General features: G+C 60.5%; 16 protein-coding genes. 2 read left to right on the forward strand and 14 right to left on the reverse strand.

The features are described 5' to 3' along the window. Positions 1–3 precede the first annotated feature (3 nt). From DIE15_RS07825 to DIE15_RS07870, 10 genes are all read right to left on the reverse strand, one after another. Complete coding sequence (locus DIE15_RS07825; protein WP_124832847.1) at positions 4–381, reverse strand: PTS glucitol/sorbitol transporter subunit IIA; 378 nt, start codon at positions 379–381, stop codon at positions 4–6. Between the two features lie 19 nt (positions 382–400). Then, a complete protein-coding gene (locus tag DIE15_RS07830) occupies positions 401–1,417 on the reverse strand; it encodes a PTS glucitol/sorbitol transporter subunit IIB (protein WP_124660015.1) in 1,017 nt (338 codons plus the stop codon). A 44-nt stretch (positions 1,418–1,461) separates the two neighbouring features. Next, positions 1,462–2,016 carry a PTS glucitol/sorbitol transporter subunit IIC gene (locus DIE15_RS07835; RefSeq protein WP_062885851.1) on the reverse strand — a complete coding sequence of 185 codons (555 nt, stop codon included), beginning with the start codon at positions 2,014–2,016 and terminating at the stop codon, positions 1,462–1,464. 83 nt (positions 2,017–2,099) lie between these two features. Next, on the reverse strand, positions 2,100–2,516 hold the full coding sequence (locus DIE15_RS07840) for a transcriptional regulator GutM (protein ID WP_124832848.1): 417 nt from the start codon (positions 2,514–2,516) through the stop codon (positions 2,100–2,102). A gap of 160 nt (positions 2,517–2,676) precedes the next feature. Then, a complete protein-coding gene (locus DIE15_RS07845; protein WP_062885853.1) occupies positions 2,677–3,420 on the reverse strand; it encodes an SDR family NAD(P)-dependent oxidoreductase in 744 nt (247 codons plus the stop codon). 12 nt (positions 3,421–3,432) lie between these two features. Beyond that, positions 3,433–4,743, reverse strand: coding sequence for an acetoin dehydrogenase dihydrolipoyllysine-residue acetyltransferase subunit (locus tag DIE15_RS07850; RefSeq protein WP_124474557.1), 1,311 nt, complete (start codon positions 4,741–4,743; stop codon positions 3,433–3,435). A gap of 1 nt (position 4,744) precedes the next feature. Further along, the gene (locus DIE15_RS07855; protein ID WP_311771967.1) at positions 4,745–5,746 is read right to left on the reverse strand and encodes an alpha-ketoacid dehydrogenase subunit beta; all 1,002 of its coding nucleotides are present in this window, start codon (positions 5,744–5,746) and stop codon (positions 4,745–4,747) included. Continuing rightward, positions 5,733–6,761, reverse strand: coding sequence for a thiamine pyrophosphate-dependent dehydrogenase E1 component subunit alpha (locus DIE15_RS07860; protein WP_226148438.1), 1,029 nt, complete (start codon positions 6,759–6,761; stop codon positions 5,733–5,735). The genes DIE15_RS07855 and DIE15_RS07860 overlap by 14 nt, the downstream gene beginning before the upstream one ends. Positions 6,762–6,771: 10 nt before the next feature. Beyond that, positions 6,772–8,100, reverse strand: coding sequence for an NAD(P)H-dependent oxidoreductase (locus DIE15_RS07865; RefSeq protein WP_050011230.1), 1,329 nt, complete (start codon positions 8,098–8,100; stop codon positions 6,772–6,774). 388 nt (positions 8,101–8,488) lie between these two features. After that, positions 8,489–9,472, reverse strand: coding sequence for a sugar-binding transcriptional regulator (locus tag DIE15_RS07870; protein WP_062885856.1), 984 nt, complete (start codon positions 9,470–9,472; stop codon positions 8,489–8,491). An 83-nt stretch (positions 9,473–9,555) separates the two neighbouring features. Between DIE15_RS07870 and DIE15_RS07875 the strand changes: the two genes are divergently transcribed. Continuing rightward, the gene (locus DIE15_RS07875) at positions 9,556–10,401 is read left to right on the forward strand and encodes a hypothetical protein (protein WP_124832849.1); all 846 of its coding nucleotides are present in this window, start codon (positions 9,556–9,558) and stop codon (positions 10,399–10,401) included. Positions 10,402–10,424: 23 nt separating this feature from the next. Then, positions 10,425–11,012 (forward strand): hypothetical protein, encoded by a 588-nt coding sequence (locus DIE15_RS07880; protein ID WP_124832850.1) that lies wholly within the window; start codon positions 10,425–10,427, stop codon positions 11,010–11,012. A gap of 178 nt (positions 11,013–11,190) precedes the next feature. On the opposite strand, the gene DIE15_RS07885 is transcribed toward DIE15_RS07880, so the two are convergent. The 4 genes from DIE15_RS07885 to DIE15_RS07900 all read right to left on the reverse strand — a co-directional run bounded on the left by DIE15_RS07885 (position 11,191) and on the right by DIE15_RS07900 (position 16,643). After that, positions 11,191–11,730, reverse strand: a complete 540-nt coding sequence (locus DIE15_RS07885; protein WP_124832851.1) for a gamma carbonic anhydrase family protein — start codon at positions 11,728–11,730, stop codon at positions 11,191–11,193. A gap of 34 nt (positions 11,731–11,764) precedes the next feature. Beyond that, positions 11,765–13,420 (reverse strand): MFS transporter, encoded by a 1,656-nt coding sequence (locus DIE15_RS07890; protein WP_124494197.1) that lies wholly within the window; start codon positions 13,418–13,420, stop codon positions 11,765–11,767. Positions 13,421–13,560: 140 nt separating this feature from the next. Further along, the gene (gene gabD / locus DIE15_RS07895; protein ID WP_124832852.1) at positions 13,561–15,042 is read right to left on the reverse strand and encodes an NADP-dependent succinate-semialdehyde dehydrogenase; all 1,482 of its coding nucleotides are present in this window, start codon (positions 15,040–15,042) and stop codon (positions 13,561–13,563) included. Between the two features lie 35 nt (positions 15,043–15,077). After that, on the reverse strand, positions 15,078–16,643 hold the full coding sequence (locus DIE15_RS07900) for a class I adenylate-forming enzyme family protein (protein ID WP_124551129.1): 1,566 nt from the start codon (positions 16,641–16,643) through the stop codon (positions 15,078–15,080). Positions 16,644–16,675 lie beyond the last annotated feature (32 nt).

Raw genomic sequence — 16,675 nt, forward strand, 5'->3', positions numbered from 1 at the left:
GATTCAGGCGTCAACGATCTCGATGACGGTCCCTTTCTGCATGCTCTTGAAGAGCCGTTCACAATCGACCGTCGATGCGCAGATCTCGCCGGGGCGCTCTGCCGAATGGGCTCCATTGAACGTGATGACGACATGGCCCAGTTCGCTCACCTTGTTCCAGGCCGTCGGTCCCACGGCGGTCACGACCGCGGAAATTTCGCCGATGCGCAGCACGGAACCGATACGCGGCGCCTGGCTGTGCGCCTGCTCTACGCGGTGAAGGACCGATACCTCTGCCAGTTCGGGAGGCGCTCCATCCGAATACAAAATCAGCACGCCACCTTCGAGAAGGGACTCCACCTCTTCGCCGATACTGGAAATGATTGTCTTGTAGTAATGCATGCGTGACCTCAAGATGTTTTTATAGAGCAAAACTGACCACCCAGGCGATCAACACCGAGATCGGCCCCATGATCTGTCGACTGATCAGTACGGCCGGCACGCCGACGCGAATCGTCTCCGGTTTCGCTTCGCCGAGTGCCATCCCGACTGGCACGAAATCACAACCGACCTGGGTGTCATACGCGAATAGCGCCGGCAGCGCCATATGCGGCGGAATCGTGCCATTGCCGATGGCCGGCCCGATGATTGCCGCGCCGATGACCTGCGCGATCACGGCACCCGGTCCGAGTACGGGCGACAGGAACGGAAGACCGCAGATCGCCGACAGGATCACGAGCCCGACAATATTACCGGCCAGCGGCGAAAGCAGATGAGCGAGCCCGGTCCCCACCCCGGTCGAATTGATCACGCCGATCAGCATCGTCACGAACGCCATGAAAGGCAGCACGTTGCGAATGACAGTATCGATCGACTTGCGCCCACTCGTGAACAGCACATTCACGACGCCGCCCATGCCGCGGCCAACCGACGTGATCATCCCAACGAAGCCGCCGTGGCTTGCCCCGGTTCGCGGTTGCGCCGGCGACGGCGTTGCGGCGGGTGATGTGTCGCCGTTCGTCAAGGCGGCGCGATGCGCGTCGACGTTCGACGCGTCGTCGTCGACGGACCGCAAGCTGTTCAATTCGACGCCGGACACGTAGATATCCTCGGTAATGAACTGCGCAAGCGGGCCCGACTGCCCGACCGGACTCAGATTGATGGTCGGGATGCGCTTTCGCGGATATACGCCGCACCGTGCGGTTCCCCCACAATCGATGACGACAGCCGCGATTTCCGATTCGAGCGGCGGATTGCGAAAGCCGTCCACAACCGTTGCTCCGGTCAGATCGGCCAACCGCTGTGCCACCTTCGGAATATCTCCCCCGGTCACGGCTACGATCTTGTTGCGCTCCACCGTCGGTGCGATGACGAGTGGACCGCCCCAGCCGTTGGCCCCCTTTCGAACCTCAACCGCCTTGTACGTACGCGCATCCATTTCCTTCTCCTCCAGATGATTTCTCGTGTTTTATCGTGTCGAGTTCAGAGCGTCAGACCTTCGCGCTTCGCGATCATGCGGGTGATCGCTTCGGTCAGCACCCCTTTCAGGAGATTGACGAAAAGGCCGACGCCCAGGTAGAAGAGCGCGAGTTTCGGCAATGAAAACGGTGCGGCATGGGTTTCAGCGAGCTTCGTGATACCTGCTGCCACACCAAGCCAGACGAAAAGCTCGCCCGGATTGCAGTGCGGAAACAAGCCCGTAATCGGGTGACACAAGGACACTGCGGAATCGTAGAACGCGGGTTTGTGACGCTCTTCAAGGAAGACGCCGAACGTGTAGGCCATCGGATTGGTCAGAAAGAACATCGCGAGCAACGGCAACAGCGAATATCGCGTCACGATGTTCTTCGAAAGGAAACGAGCCAATCCCTGAATCCGCTGCTCGCCCACCAGCGCGATGATCGTGTAGACCGCGGTGAGCAGCACGATCAGTGTCGGCAAAATACCTGTAACAAAGCCGACGAACGTCTTTCCGCCTGCGTTGAATACACCGATAAATGCCTCGGCGGCATGAGTAAGAAAATCCAGCGGATTCATGGTTGTCTCCTGATGAAGTTGTGATGTGCGACAGATGCGTCAATCAAAACAGTGCTGCGACCTGCGTGCCGTACGGTGTTCGTCTACTCAATCACGACACCGATAGGACGGTTAGCGTTCGCGGTTCTGCAAGCCATGTCGAGTGCGTTGTGAAGCGCGTGCCTAAGACGAGGTGCAAGCGACAAGGACTCCAAATTGTGTTGAAACTCGCCGATCGACCCGCCATTGAATCCGGAAAGCGCCTCGAAACGAGCGAACACCGTCAGTCCAGACATGGCCAATACTTGTCTGACAATGCAATCGTCACCGATGACAACGATCGCAACTGCGCCGCGCCCGATCCGCGGCTTGAACGTCCCCACGCCGAGAAAGCCGTCGCCCCACGTTCGCGCAGTCTTTCTGAGCGTGTCCCGGTAGTAGCGCATATGGGCCCACCCGGCGATGAGCTGCAGCGCCCACGTAACAGCCAATGCCAGTAAACCGAACCGAACGAGTTCCATTGCATGTCTCCTGCCTCGCACGAACTGCTTTAACAAACGAGACGAATCCGGCGGTTATTTCGCGCCGCCATTTTGAACAAATGTTTATCGCAATAATACAATTGTTCATTTTCAGGTAAATACGGGAAAACGCGACACGAAGCCCGCAGCAACGATTCTTCTAACAAAAACCCGAATTGACCTCAATCGGGAACACGAGACCCGAAATGTAGTGTGACGCCTCCGAAGCCAGGAATAGAGCGGCACGCACTGCGGCGGACATGCCGTCATCTCGCCTCGGGATCGACGGCAGCGGGGTCGGCTGCAGCGTCACACCATGTGAGGCGCGGCGAAACTCGTCATATGAGGGTACCGTTGGACAGACGGCATTGACACGGATCCCGTCACCTTTCAATCGTTGCCCCATTGCTTGGGACAGCTGACAGAGCGCCGCGGCACAGGCGCTCTGCCACGGCACGCACCAGGAATCCGCTTCGGCAGTTGGCGCGATATTGACGATCACGCCTCGCTTGACTCGCCGATACTGCAAAGCTGCGGCATGGGCGATGTAAAACGCAGCCTTGACGCACTCGGCGTACGCGTGATCGATCTCTCGTTCGTGAATCTCGAGATCGTTTCCCGCATCCAGGCGCGCGCAGCCGTTATGGACGACGATATCGAGTCTCCCGAATTCAAGCACGGTCCGTTCAACCAGTTCAACCGCACGTCGCGCCGTGAAGATTTCCGCCGGCGTACTGTCGACATTGGCTTGACCGTCTCCCGTTTCACCCACCAGTTCGAGAACGCGTGCCCGCTGCGTAAGCACCGTTGCGCCGGCGGTACGCAACGCACGGACCACCTCGTCGCCGACGGGGGACGATAGCCCCGTAACCAGCGCGATCTTGCCGTCAAGCTCCAGGTTCATGAATGGCTCCGCCTACCGTGACAGTTGCTCGCCGACGATACCGACCACATCAGCCAGCGCTTCGACGTGCGGCAAATGACCGACGTCTGCGAAGCGGTGCTGCGCAATCCGGCCAGGCAGGCCGTTCGCGTGCGTAATCGGAATGATCTTATCCGACGCCCCCCAGACGACGCGAACAGGCATCGTCAGCGACGCGATGGCTTCTCGCAGATCGATCTTCTGCCGGCCGCCCGGAAAGAACGTCTCCGCGATTGACGCAAGCGTCACACGTTTTGCCTCACTCGACAATTGCTGCTCCGCCGTCGCGATGAACGCTTCGTCGATCACACCGGGACGCGCGACCAATTCCCGCAGCCATGGCGTAAGACTGGTTCGATCAGCAGCTTGCGTCAGCCCGCGCAAGAACGCACCGTTGCATTCGGTACCCAGCCCGGCCGGTGCGGCCAGCGTCAACGACGACACACGCACCTGGCGCGACGCGCTCAACGCGATCGCGACAGCCGCGCCGAAAGAATGCCCGACGAGATGGCAGTTTGCGACATCTTCGGCCGCCAGCGTAGCGCCGATCGCGTCGACGATTTTCTCCAGTGATGCGGCAGCGTCAGCCGGCGATTTTCCATGTCCGGGCAAATCGATCGACAGGACACCGAGATTCTTGGCAAGGCCGGCGTCGCGCAATGCATTGAAGAACGGGCGCCAGCTGTTCGCCTCGGCCCCGAATCCATGCAGAAGCACCAGCGTCGCCGGACCGCCGCGCTGCAGCCAGACCCGATTGAGCGCGCCTTGCCGGCTCGCGCCGGCCGGCACTTCACGTGAACCACCGTTGCCGACGGCGACGGCGCGCACGTCATTCTCGACGATCCGGCCATGCGGACCGGATCCTTGCAGGCTGCCCAGGTCGATTTCGCTTTCGCGAGCAGCCCGACGAGCGGCGGGCGTTGCACGAATCCGGCTATCGCCGATATGGCCCGACGATGCCGCGGCTGCGACGTCCGCGCGACGATGGACCGAGGGTTCAGCCTCGGCGTCAAGCTCGGCAACGCCTGATGCGGTTGTGCCGGCGTCCTGCTCGATGACGGTCTCGCCATTGGCATAGATCCATGCGATCACGGTTCCGACGGGGACCGTATCGCCGACGCTGGCGGTAATCTGCCGGACCGTGCCACTCGCCGGGGCCTCCACTTCCATCGTGGCCTTGCTGGTCTCGATGTCGAAGATCGGCTCGCCCTGCCTGATCGTGTCGCCGTCCTTGACATACCAGGCGGTAATCGTGCCCTCGGTCATGTCCATGTCGACGCGGGGAAGGATCACTTCGGTCGCCATCTCAGCCCCTCCGACCGACAATATGCCGAACCGCCTCGACAATGTCGGGCACCTGCGGCACGGCAGCCTTCTCGAGCTGCGGGTTGTAAGGCAGCGGACAATCCGAGCCGCCCAGCCGGACGATCGGTGCGTCCAGATAATCGAAGGCGTCGCTTTCGCATACGATCGACGCGATCTCGGCGCCTATGCCCAGTTGCTGAACACCTTCGTACACACATACCAGACGCGAAGTCTTGCGTACGCTGGCGATGATCGCCTCGCGGTCGATCGGCCGGATGCTGCGCAGATCGATCACTTCGACGTCGATGCCTTCCTGCTGCAGCGCGTCTGCCGCTTCCAGCGAACGCACGGTCATGATCGAAGTCGCGACGATCGTGACATCTCGCCCCTCGCGGCGAACGACGGCCTTGCCGATCGGCTCGACATAGTAGCCCTCCGGCACGATGCCCTTGCTCTTGTACAGGAGCTTGTGTTCGAAGATCATCACCGGATCGGGATCCTCGAGCGCAGCAAGCAGTAATCCCTTCGCGTCATGGGGCGTACTGGGTTGCACCACCTTCAACCCAGGAACGTGCGCGAACCAAGCCTCGAGGCTCTGGCTGTGCTGGGCTGCAGCACCTGTCCCCGAACCGGCCGGAAAGCGCATCACAACCGGCACCGAGACTTCTCCGCCCAGCATGTAACGCATCTTCGCGGCCTGGTTCACGATTTGTTCCATCGCAAGCGTTGCGAAGTCCGAAAACTGGAATTCGTAGATCGGCCGGCAGCCGGTCATGGCCGCGCCGACCGCAATGCCGGCGCCTGCCAGCTCCGCGATGGGCGTGTCCATGATACGTTCCGCACCAAAGCGCTGAAACAGGTCACCGGTCACCTGGAACGCACCGCCGTAGACTCCGATATCCTCGCCCATCAGGAACACGCGCTCGTCTCGCTCCATTGCGATGCCCATTGCCTCATGAATCGCCTGAGCGTAAGTCAGTTCGCGCTGGTCACTCATGGTCATTCCCCCCGTTCTCCGTATATACATAGCGCGTCAACTCGGCGATGTCCGGTGCCGGGCTGTTCTGCGCGTAGTCCAGACCCGCCTTGATTTCTTCCTCGACTTCCGCGTGGATTACTTGCACCGCTGCGGCGTCGATCAGTCCAAGCTCCACCAACTGCCGCTCGAATTTCGCAATGGGATCCCTTGCGCCCCAGGACTCGATCTCTTCGCGGGTGCGATAGCGGTTTCGGTCGCTCTTGGAGTGGCCGCGAATGCGGTATGTCTCGCACTCGATGAGTGTCGGCCCCTCGCCTTTTCGCGCACGCTCGATCGCGCCTTCAGCCGCCGTCAGCACGTCGCCGAAGCTGTTGCCGTCGACAGTTACGCCGGGCATGTCATACGCAGCCGCGCGCTGCGAGATCCGACTGACGGCCGTCGAACGTTCGACCGACATCGACATGCCGTACCGGTTATTTTCACAGACGAAAATCACCGGCAGCTTCCAGATCGCGGCGAAATTCAGCGATTCATGGAACGCACCTTCATTGTTCGCGCCATCGCCGAAAAAACACACGACAACCGAGTCCTTGCGCCGCTTCTTGATCGACAGCGCCGCGCCAACCGCGATAGGCAAGCCTCCGCCCACGATACCGTTGGCGCCGAGATTTCCGCGGCTCACATCCGCGATGTGCATCGAACCGCCCCGCCCCCGGCAATACCCCGTCTCCTTACCGAAGAATTCGGCGAACATGCGTTTCGGATCCGCACCTTTGCCGATACAGTGGCCGTGTCCCCGATGCGTCGACGTGATGTAGTCCTCATCGGTGAGGAGCATCGTCATCGCGATCGCGGAGGCTTCCTGCCCGATGGACAGGTGCATCGTGCCGTGAATCAGGCCGCGCATGTACGCCTGTTCCGCACTCTCCTCGAATCGACGCACGAGTTGCATCTTCTTCAGCGCGTCACGCAACGCTTGCGCGGAGACGTGCCGATAGACTTCGGGCATTCCTTCGATCTTCTCTGCAACGAATCCCATCATCCTCTCCTCAAGCGGCGGCACGCGCGCCACGGACCATCTCGTCCTGACGCTGGCGCAGTTTGACAATCGGTGCGTTCGCGTCGACCGCGGCGTTCTGGTACGTCAGCAATTCGCCCTTTCGGATTGCTTGGGTGACGATGCCGCCTTCCAGCAAGCCGCATGGAACCGCGCGCTCCGCAAGCGCGTCATCCGCCGCGATGGCCCACGCGCGGTACGTGAATTCGCCGATCGCGTCGAGGCGGTCACCGACTTTCAGGTCTCGCTTCGCCACCGCGCAAACCTCGACCACCGGAACGGGAAGCGGCCGCATGTCGGCTTTGCCGTACAGGACAGCGCGCGCGCAGCTGAGCGGTACTTCGAGGCTCGTCAGGTGATACGGGCGATAGAACGTGTAATACGGCCCCTTGCCGAGCTTGAGGTCTGCCATGCGCTCGCGCAGGCGAGGATGTGCAAGTTCGGCAACGACGAACACCCCGGGCGCGACGCCCTTTCCGATGGTGTAATCGACTACGCCCTTTTGGGTGAGGATCCCGCCGTCCGCCACCGGACAAAGCACCTCATGCAGTTGGTCGAGCGTGGCCGCGGGACCGTGCATGCCTGCCACATCGGGAATCAGCCCGGTCGCATTTCCGATCGCCGCCATTTCGACCGCGGTCTTCGAACCGTCGACAAACTCCACCAGCATGCGCGGATTCATGTTGCGCGCCTTGGCTTCCGCCATGTAGTCGTCCGGTGTCGCGTCGATATTCAGCGGGTTGTTCTTGCCCTTACCCGCGGCGACGATCGGATAACCGAGCGCGCTGACGAAATCGATCAACTCGATCGTCGAGCTCGGCTCGTCGCCGGCGCCGAGCGTGTACACCACGCCCAGCCGCTCCGCTTCACGACGCAGGTATGCGCCGATGGTCACATCGGCTTCGACGTTCATCATCACGAGATGCTTGCCATGCTCCATGGCCAGCAGCCCGATCTGCGCGCCCACCGCCGGTTTGCCGGTCGCATCGATAACCACGTCGATTTGATCGTTGGTACAGATCGCATTCGAGTCTTGCGTGATGGCGATCGATCCGGCCTCGATCGCCTGCGAAATCCCCGAGCCAGTCTCGACGACGCGATAGCCGTCGTCCGCCTGATTGGCGACTCGAACCGCTTCGCATGCGGCGTCGACACGGAGGTCCGCGATCGCGCCGATCTCGAGACCTTCCATTTGCCGGACCTGGGTCACGATGTCCGTGCCCATTTCGCCGGAGCCGATCAAGCCGATTCGGATAGGTCTGCCCGATTGGGCGCGGGCTTTGAGGTCGGCCGCCAGGCCGCTGGGAATGATGTTGAGCATCGACGATGTCTCCTGGGTAGTGACGCGCGCTTGCGCAGGCATGTGCCCTTAACCCGCGTCTGCAACCTGGATCGCCGCGACGTTCAGTGCACATTTGTTTTTTACAATATCACTTTGTTCACTAAAGGTACAAGCAACCGAGCGGCAAAAAGAGCGCATCTAGGGTTATTCCTAGCGCATGGAAATTTGGGGACGGAAAAAGGAGGAGCCGCGCCAAGGGCTCGTTGACGCGAGCGACAACCCAGCGGCGGGCACTGATACAGAAATTGATGCGGCGCAGCATCGCTGCCGTCGCTGCGAATGGGGGGAGGTGCGAGAGCGCGCTTCTCTCGGCAGTGGGGACGAGCGCGGAGTACGGAAAGGTGACGGGGACCTTTCCGCGCGAAGGTCAGTCTGCTAGTTTCAGCAAGTCCGCTGCGGCGTATTGATCGGTGATCAATACGGACGGTCGCAATAACCTCAGAGCGCCCCCAAGCGCCGGCACCTTGCTGACGCCGCCCGCTGCAAGCACGCGCACCGGTACTTGCTTGACGATGTCGAGCGGCACGGACATCACACGCTCGTTGATGGGATGGTCAACCAGTTGTCCGTTGGCGTCGAAAAAGTTGAAGAGCAGATCGCCCACGGCACCCGCCTTGATCACTGATTCGCGATCAGCATCGCTGATGAACCGCGATCGGTGCGCCGTTGCCTCCGGGCCAGTGCCCGCAGCGCCGAGCACGACCGCATCCAGGGATCTCGCCAGATCGAAAATATCCCGGAGGCCGCAGCGCTCGATGAGCGTGCGCCGGGTCTCCGGGCTGTCGACCACCAACGGCGCGGTCATCAGGTAGCAGTCCGCCTGATACAACGTCGCGAAACGCCAAGCGAACTCCGCCGGGTTGAAATGTCGGGCTTTCATGATGCCGCCCAGCAGTGAAACCACCGAGACGTTTTCGACGGGACGCTCACCCATGTACGACAGCGAACTGACAAGGGTGCGCCCCCAACCGACGCCGATTTTCATGTTCGACCGCACCATCGATGACACATATTCGCCAGCAGCCGCGCTCACTGGCGCGGTGGCATCCGCGTCTCGCGCTGACAGCGGTACGACGATCGCTTCCGCGATCCCGAATCGCTCCTCGAGTTGCCGTTCGAGATCCACGCATTCGACCAGGCGATCCCCAATCGAAATCTTTACCTCGTTTCGCTCGCGCGCAGCGGCCAGCAGGCGCACGACCGTCACCCGGCCGATGCCAAGTTTCTGTGCAATCTCGTGTTGCGTCATCTCCTCGACGAAGTACATCCAGGCCGCGCGCAGCCGCAGTCTGCGTGCTGGGCTTTGCTCGTCGATGGCCTCTTCTCGCTGCTTGGTTCGGGCTCTCGGCACGCTTCCTCCCCTAAATTAAGGTGATCAATGACACTGAACAAATGTGCTATCTTAACTTCAAATGTTTCAGCCTCGAGGCAGCCATGGAACCCAAATCATTGACGCCATCGCACATCGTCCAGGATCTCAGTCAGGTTCGCCTTGCATTGATGGATTGTGCGCGGCAACTTCGATACGCGGCGCGAAACGTCCCCGGCTCTGGGTCCGATTCCCAGCGAACCGCTGCCCACCGCATGAACTTGCCGCCGTTGCCGCAATTTCTTGGCTCCGTCGGCCATATCGCGGACACCCTGCTCGAAACAGCCGAAACGTATGCAGGTCACGCGATTCCCCCACTGCAGGATCATTGGAAAGCGCCGGTCAGCCTGGACAGCGGCCTGGAACGCATCATTCGCGAATCCGCGGATACAAAGCTGATCCGACACTGCTCGGCACTTTATTACGCAGCCGCGAAACGATTCATCCTGCACGCGGGTGCGACGGACGTCCTTATATTCGAACACCGCATCAATGACGCATTCAGCAGTCTGCGTGGCGCGCACAACGTGTTGAAAAGCATATCGGAAATCCAGATTGAGGCGTCGCCGGATGAATTTTCCGACGATATCTGTCGCGCGTATTCCCGGCTCACGTTATCGCTTATCGACCGCCATCCGATCCGAAGCGCACGATTCGATGAATTGCCTGATGTCGTCGCGCCGTGGTGGCTGGTATCCGAGCCGAACGTATATGTTTTTCTATTACTCGGTATCACCGGGTGCGCAAGAATTGTTCAGCCTGCAGCGCTTCCGTCCGATCCCGACACGCTGCTTCGCTTCACGGCCGATCTCGTAGGCGCGTCCGAGTCGCGAATTCGAGCGGCATTGCGATCGAAAAATCCGGACGACGCGATGCAGCGCGAGTTTTCCAGAATTGTCAGCTACCTGTGAAGTCAATGCGCCGGAGAAGCATCTTGGTAGACGAACACGAACCGATCGCAAGGTCCATACATCGCGTATGGCCGGCTCTCACCAAACTGTCATCTTGCAGACTGCTTCTTCAGCAGTATTGCAACGACTACTCAAAAAATTCCGGCGTGTTGCTCGAGCTCGATGATCGACAGTTCACACAAGCGTTCGTCGCGTGGACTCAAATCCTCGAAGATAGCGAGTTTTACCTACACAAGAACGCGGCTGACTATTTCCAGTTCTGCATCGGCGCGCTGCTCGCCGAACTATTGAAACTCAAAGCCGTCCGAGACACATCGGTGACCGTCATTCCACATAAGAAACCGAGCAGCGAAATTGCAGACTGGTGGCCGACCGGATTCGCACTGACTCATTTTTGCGTTGAGCTCGTCAAAAAAGTATCACGGCAGGAATGTGGAAAAGTCGTCGAACCGTCCGAAAAAATCGGACAGCTCAAGATCTGGCAATCGTATCGCGAGAATTTGCTCGAAGAGCCGATGCTGGCCATTGCATATTTCGACGACTTCATGGGCATAACGCCAAACTGGCGCACCCCGTACTATGCTGGTCACCGCACGGCAGGGATCAATTGATTCGTATGTGAATCGTGCAGTGCGCGCACGTCTACGGCGCACTGCACGGCTACGTCGGTAGTGCCGACAATGAACGATTGCGGCGCTCCGCCGCAAAAGCCGATCGCGACAATCGTCGATCGCCGTATTCCATTCGCGACGGTCGGGGGTCTGTCGAATTCCGGCAATATCACTCGGCTCAGCCACCGATCGACATATCGATCCGGCGTATCGTTGCCAAACTCGCTGCCGCGAGTTCGCAGTATCGGTTCGTCGCTTCGACCTTCTCACGCAGTTCCGCGTCGGTCAGTACGCGGACGATACGGGCCGGCACGCCCATGACCAGCGTTTGTGCCGGCACCTGCATCCCAGACTTGACGAACGCGCACGCCGCCACGATGGCGGAACCTCCGACTACCGCGTCGTCCATCACGATGGCGTTCATCCCGATCAGCGCGTTACGCTCCAGACGTGCGCCGTGTACCACGGCGCCGTGGCCGACATGAGACCATTCGCCAAGCAAACATGTCATTCCGTGCCCGACATGCAACGTACAGTTGTCCTGTACGTTGCTGCCCTCGCCGACACGAATAGCGCCAAAATCCCCACGTAGCGAGGCTCCGGGCCCAATATAGCAACCGGCGCCGACGATCACGTCACCGATGATGCTCGCACTCGGGTGTACGTAAGCGGTCGCATGAACGCGCGGGGCCACGCCTCGATATTCGTATAACGCCATGATCCGCTCGACTCCGTATCGATATGTTGTCTGGTCAATTTGCGCAGATATCGGTGCCGCGCGTCTCGCGCACGCACAAGATCCCGACGATCAGCGAAGCGGTCGCAATGACGATCGGATACCAGAGGCCGGAATAGATGTTCCCGTTTGCCGCGACGATCGCGAATGCGGAAGCCGGCAGGAATCCACCGAACCATCCGTTGCCGATGTGATATGGCAACGACATCGACGTGTAGCGGATCCGTGTCGGAAAATACTCGACGAGCATGGCCGCTATCGGACCGTAGACCATCGTGCCGTAGATCATCAGGATCGCCAGCAGAAGGATCGCCATCGGCCAATTGATCTTGCCCGGATCGGCCTTCGCCGGATAGCCGTTATCATGCAGCGCACGCTGCAGCGCCCGATCGAAATCACGCCCTTGCATGGCTGCGTCGGCGGATTTTCCATCGTATGACGAAATGACGCTGCCGCCGACGACGATCGCTGCCCTCTCGCCCGGCGCCGCCGGTTCGTTACGGTAGCTCAGCCCAGCTTTCGAGAGCGCACTCTTGGCGATATCGCATGAACTGGTAAAGGTCGCCGTACCGACGGGATTAAACTGGAACGAACACTCGCGAGGAAATGCCTTCACCACAATCGGCGCATTCCGTTGTGCCGTCTCCAGCGCGGGATTGATAAAGTGCGTGAGCCCCTTGAACAGCGGAAAATACGTGGCGGCCGCCAGCGCGAAACCGATCAGGATGATCGGCTTGCGTCCGATTCGGTCGGACAATGAACCGAACACGACATAGAACGGCGCCGAGATCACGAGTGCGATGGCAAGGATCACATTCGACGTCGAACCCTCGAGCTTGAGCGTCTGCGTCAGAAAGAACAGCGTGTAGAACTGCCCCGTGTACCAGACCACTGCCTGCCCCGCCGTCAGCCCGAACAACACGACCAACACCAGTTTGAGGTTCTTCCATTGCCCGAATGCCTCGGCTACGGGTGCCTTCGAGCGACTGCCCTCCGCCTTCATGCGCTCGAATGCCGGCGACTCGTGCAACTGAAGGCGGATCCACACCGATATCCCGAGCAGGACGATGGACATCAGGAATGGCACTCGCCATCCCCACGATGCGAACGGACCTTCGCCTGTCGTGGTTCGCACACCCAGAATGACCACCAGCGACAGGAACAGCCCGAGCGTCGCGGTCATCTGAATCCAGGCGGTCCATGCACCGCGCCGGTCATTCGGCGCATGCTCCGCGACATAGGTCGCCGCGCCGCCATATTCGCCGCCAAGCGCGAGCCCTTGAATCATCCGCATCGCGACAAACAGGATCGGCGAAGCGATCCCGATAGTGGCAAAGCCCGGCAGCAACCCGATGAGAAACGTCGAGCCGCCCATCAGGACGATCGTCACGAGAAACGTGTACTTGCGGCCTACCAGGTCGCCCAGACGTCCAAATACGATCGCCCCGAGAGGTCGCACCGCGAAACCCGCAGCAAAGCTCAGCAGCGTAAAGATGAATCCCGCGGTCGGGTTGACACCGGAGAAAATGTGCCTGCCAATGAACGTCGCCAGCGAGCCAGCGAGAAAGAAGTCGTACCACTCGAACACCGTACCTAATGAAGATGCGAAAACCACCCGTTTTTCGTCACGGGACATCCGCGACGCAGGCACTGCCACATTGACCGTTGACATGTCTAGCTCCTCCAAACCAATGGATTCATCGTTGTTGTTTAACTTTCATTACTGGACTTTATTGCGCGAGATACCTCCATCGAAGAATTCACGATAACCCGGCACCGAAGCGTCGATGCACCCAGGTGCCGCCCCGAGTGTCAGGCGATTCCGCCCACGCACAGATACTTGAGCTCGAGGTAGTCCTCGATGCCGTACTTCGATCCCTCGCGTCCGAGCCCGCTCTCCTTGACACCGCCGAACGGTGCGACTTCGGTCGAGATCAGGCCTTCGTTGATGCCTACGATGCCGTACTCGAGCGCCTCGGCCACTTTGAGCACGCGGCCGATATCTCGGCTGTAGAAATAAGAAGCGAGACCAAATTCGGTGTCGTTCGCGAGCGCGATTGCCTCGTCATCGGTACTGAACCGGAAAATGGGGGCGACGGGACCGAATGTCTCCTCGCGAAAGATCCGCATCGACGGAGTCACATCGGCAAGAATCGTCGGCTCGTAGTAGTTGCCGCCCTTCTGATGCCGCTTTCCGCCGACTACGACACGCGCGCCCTTCGATATCGCGTCGTCGACGTGCTCCATAACCTTCGCGACGGCATGCTCATCGATCAGAGGACCGATCGCGACACCTTCCTCGAATCCGTCGCCGACACGCATGGATTGCACGGCCACCGACAGTTTTTCGATGAATGTGTCATACACGCTGTCCTGAACCAGCAGCCGGTTCGCACATACGCAGGTCTGTCCGGCATTGCGATACTTCGATGCGATGGCACCTTTCACCGCCGCGTCGAGATCGGCATCGTCGAATACGATGAACGGCGCGTTGCCACCCAGTTCCATCGATGCCTTCTTGACGGTCGACGCGCATTGCGCCAGCAGAACCTTGCCGATTTCCGTCGATCCGGTGAACGAGACCTTGCGGACGATCGGGCTGGCCGTCAACGTTTCGCCGATCTCCGCCGCCGCGCCAGTCACGCACGAGATCACCCCCTTTGGTACGCCGGCACGCTCCGCCAGCACGCAGAGCGCAAGCGCGGAGAATGGCGTCTGGCTCGCCGGTTTCAATACTATCGTGCAACCAGCGGCGAGCGCCGGCCCGATCTTGCGCGTCAACATCGCCGCCGGGAAATTCCACGGCGTGATCGCAGCGCACACGCCGATGGGTTGCTTCAGCACGACGATGCGCTTGTCGCGCGCATGCCCCGGAGTCGTATCGCCATAGACGCGCTTGGCTTCCTCGCCGAACCATTCCAGAAACGACGCGGCATAGCCGATCTCCGCGCGGCTTTCCGCAAGCGGCTTGCCCTGCTCAGCCGTCATGATCGCCGCCAGATCATCCTGATTCTCGATCATCAATTCATAACAGCGACGCAAAACCACCGCACGTTCCTTCCCGGTACGCGAGCGCCATTCGGCCAGCGCGGCATTCGCGCCGTCGATCGCGCGCAACGTTTCATCTCGCCCCATGCGCGGCACGGTCCCAAGCGACTGCCCCGTCGACGGATTGCGCACGTCGATAGTTCCCCCTTGGTCAGCGTGAATCCATTCACCTGCGATGAGGCACACATGCCTTAGCAATTCAGGATTCCGAATCGTTACCTGCCCGTTCAATGAAATTGTCGACATCAATACTTCTCCAGTCAGAGGATAGGCGTAACGTGTCAGACGTCACCGTGCTCGGCCGGTTGTACGGCTTCGCGCAATTTGAACCGCATGACCTTCCCAGATCCTGTCCGCGGAATTTCCGTCGTCACATGAATCGCGAACGGTACCTTGTAAGCCGACAGATGGAGACTGCAGTGCGCGAGCAGCGCCGCGACATCCACAGCGCCCTCGGCTCGCTCGACGACGAACACCACCGGCACCTCGCCGAGATGCGCATGCGGCATGCCGACGACTGCGCAATCGTGAACGCCGTCGTACTCGCAGACCACCTCTTCGATTTCGGCCGGTGAGATGTTCTGGCCGCCCCGAATGATTACTTCCTTGAGGCGCCCCGTGATGGTGATATAGCCGTTCGCATCAAAGCGTGCCAAGTCGCCCGTGCGATACCAGCCGTTGATCAATGCCGCATCGGTTTCCGTTGGCTTGTTCAGGTATCCCTTCATCACATTGGGGCCGCGGACGAGTAACTCGCCTTCTTCCCCGACCCGAACATCGCGCAGCGCAACAGGATCGACGACGCGCGCCGCTACGCCCGGCAGCGGCAGGCCGCACGAGCCGAATACGCGCGCACCGGTCGGCCAGTTCATCGTGACCATCGTCGAGGTTTCGGTAATGCCGTAGCCATCGAGCAGCTTCAGGCCGAACATGTTTTCGAATTCGCGATTCGTCGTGCCCGGCAGTATCGCGCCGGCCGACACGCATAATCGCAGCCCGGGCAGCGAGCCGCGCCCGTTCGCCCGCGCAGATTCGAGCAGGTAGTGGAACATCGTCGGCACGCCCGGCATGACCGTGAAGCGCCCGTCCGACAGCAGCCGCGGGATTTCGCTCGACGAATACTTCTCCATCAGATACGCGGTCGCACCAACTGCAAGCACGCTCAGCACGGAGAAGTTCAGCGCATACGAGTGATACAGCGGAAGTGCGCTCAGCACGCGATCGCTGCCCGTCAGGCCGGCAATCGGAGCCCAGCATGCGGCGGCGACCCACAGCATGCCGTGCGTCGACAGTAGCACGCCTTTGGGCTTGCCGGTCGTTCCCGACGTGTAGATCACGAATGCGGGATCGTCGATCGCGTCCGGATCCAACGGCTCGCTCGGGACACCGCGCGCCGTCGCGACCGCAAACGGCGTCCCGACAACGGGCTGCGACGACCACGACACGGTCACGTATTCCCTGACCGTGCCGACTGAAGCACCGACCGCACGCAATTCCCGCTCGCGCGCGTCGCTCGTCACGAGTGCCGTGCAGCTTGCATCATCGAGCCGATACTCGATCTCCGGCGAGGTGGCCTCGTGGCTGATCGGCACGGCAATCGCGCCCGCGCGAACACAGGCTAGGCAGCTCACGGCCCACTCGATCGAATTCGGCAGCACGACGGCGACGCGATCGCCGACTTGTACGCCAGCCCGCTGGAAGTGCGTCGCCAGGCGCGCCGTCATCGCCTCCAGTTCCGCATAGGTGATGGACGTCCGTGCGTCCTCGAATGCCGCCTTGTCCGGATTGCACTCCTTATGGCGCTTGAGCAATTCGTGGACAGGCACAATAAGCTCGGTATGAATCACGTTTGTCTCCTGGAGCGCTGCCGTCGGATTCG

It is taken from the genome of Burkholderia sp. Bp9031 (genome assembly GCF_003857965.1).
Lineage (GTDB): Bacteria > Pseudomonadota > Gammaproteobacteria > Burkholderiales > Burkholderiaceae > Burkholderia > Burkholderia ambifaria_A.

Excerpts from the sequence above, each read along its gene's own strand:
- DIE15_RS07850 (WP_124474557.1), bottom strand. The coding sequence starts at position 4,743 with ATGGCGACCGAAGTGATCCTTCCCCGCGTCGACATGGACATGACCGAG.
- gabD (WP_124832852.1), bottom strand. The coding sequence starts at position 15,042 with ATGTCGACAATTTCATTGAACGGGCAGGTAACGATTCGGAATCCTGAA.
- DIE15_RS07885 (WP_124832851.1), bottom strand. The coding sequence starts at position 11,730 with ATGGCGTTATACGAATATCGAGGCGTGGCCCCGCGCGTTCATGCGACC.
- DIE15_RS07825 (WP_124832847.1), bottom strand. The coding sequence starts at position 381 with ATGCATTACTACAAGACAATCATTTCCAGTATCGGCGAAGAGGTGGAG.
- DIE15_RS07835 (WP_062885851.1), bottom strand. The coding sequence starts at position 2,016 with ATGAATCCGCTGGATTTTCTTACTCATGCCGCCGAGGCATTTATCGGT.
- DIE15_RS07855 (WP_311771967.1), bottom strand. The coding sequence starts at position 5,746 with ATGACCATGAGTGACCAGCGCGAACTGACTTACGCTCAGGCGATTCAT.
- DIE15_RS07860 (WP_226148438.1), bottom strand. The coding sequence starts at position 6,761 with ATGGGATTCGTTGCAGAGAAGATCGAAGGAATGCCCGAAGTCTATCGG.
- DIE15_RS07865 (WP_050011230.1), bottom strand. The coding sequence starts at position 8,100 with ATGCTCAACATCATTCCCAGCGGCCTGGCGGCCGACCTCAAAGCCCGC.
- DIE15_RS07845 (WP_062885853.1), bottom strand. The coding sequence starts at position 3,420 with ATGAACCTGGAGCTTGACGGCAAGATCGCGCTGGTTACGGGGCTATCG.
- DIE15_RS07890 (WP_124494197.1), bottom strand. The coding sequence starts at position 13,420 with ATGTCAACGGTCAATGTGGCAGTGCCTGCGTCGCGGATGTCCCGTGAC.
- DIE15_RS07830 (WP_124660015.1), bottom strand. The coding sequence starts at position 1,417 with ATGGATGCGCGTACGTACAAGGCGGTTGAGGTTCGAAAGGGGGCCAAC.
- DIE15_RS07875 (WP_124832849.1), top strand. The coding sequence starts at position 9,556 with ATGGAACCCAAATCATTGACGCCATCGCACATCGTCCAGGATCTCAGT.
- DIE15_RS07840 (WP_124832848.1), bottom strand. The coding sequence starts at position 2,516 with ATGGAACTCGTTCGGTTCGGTTTACTGGCATTGGCTGTTACGTGGGCG.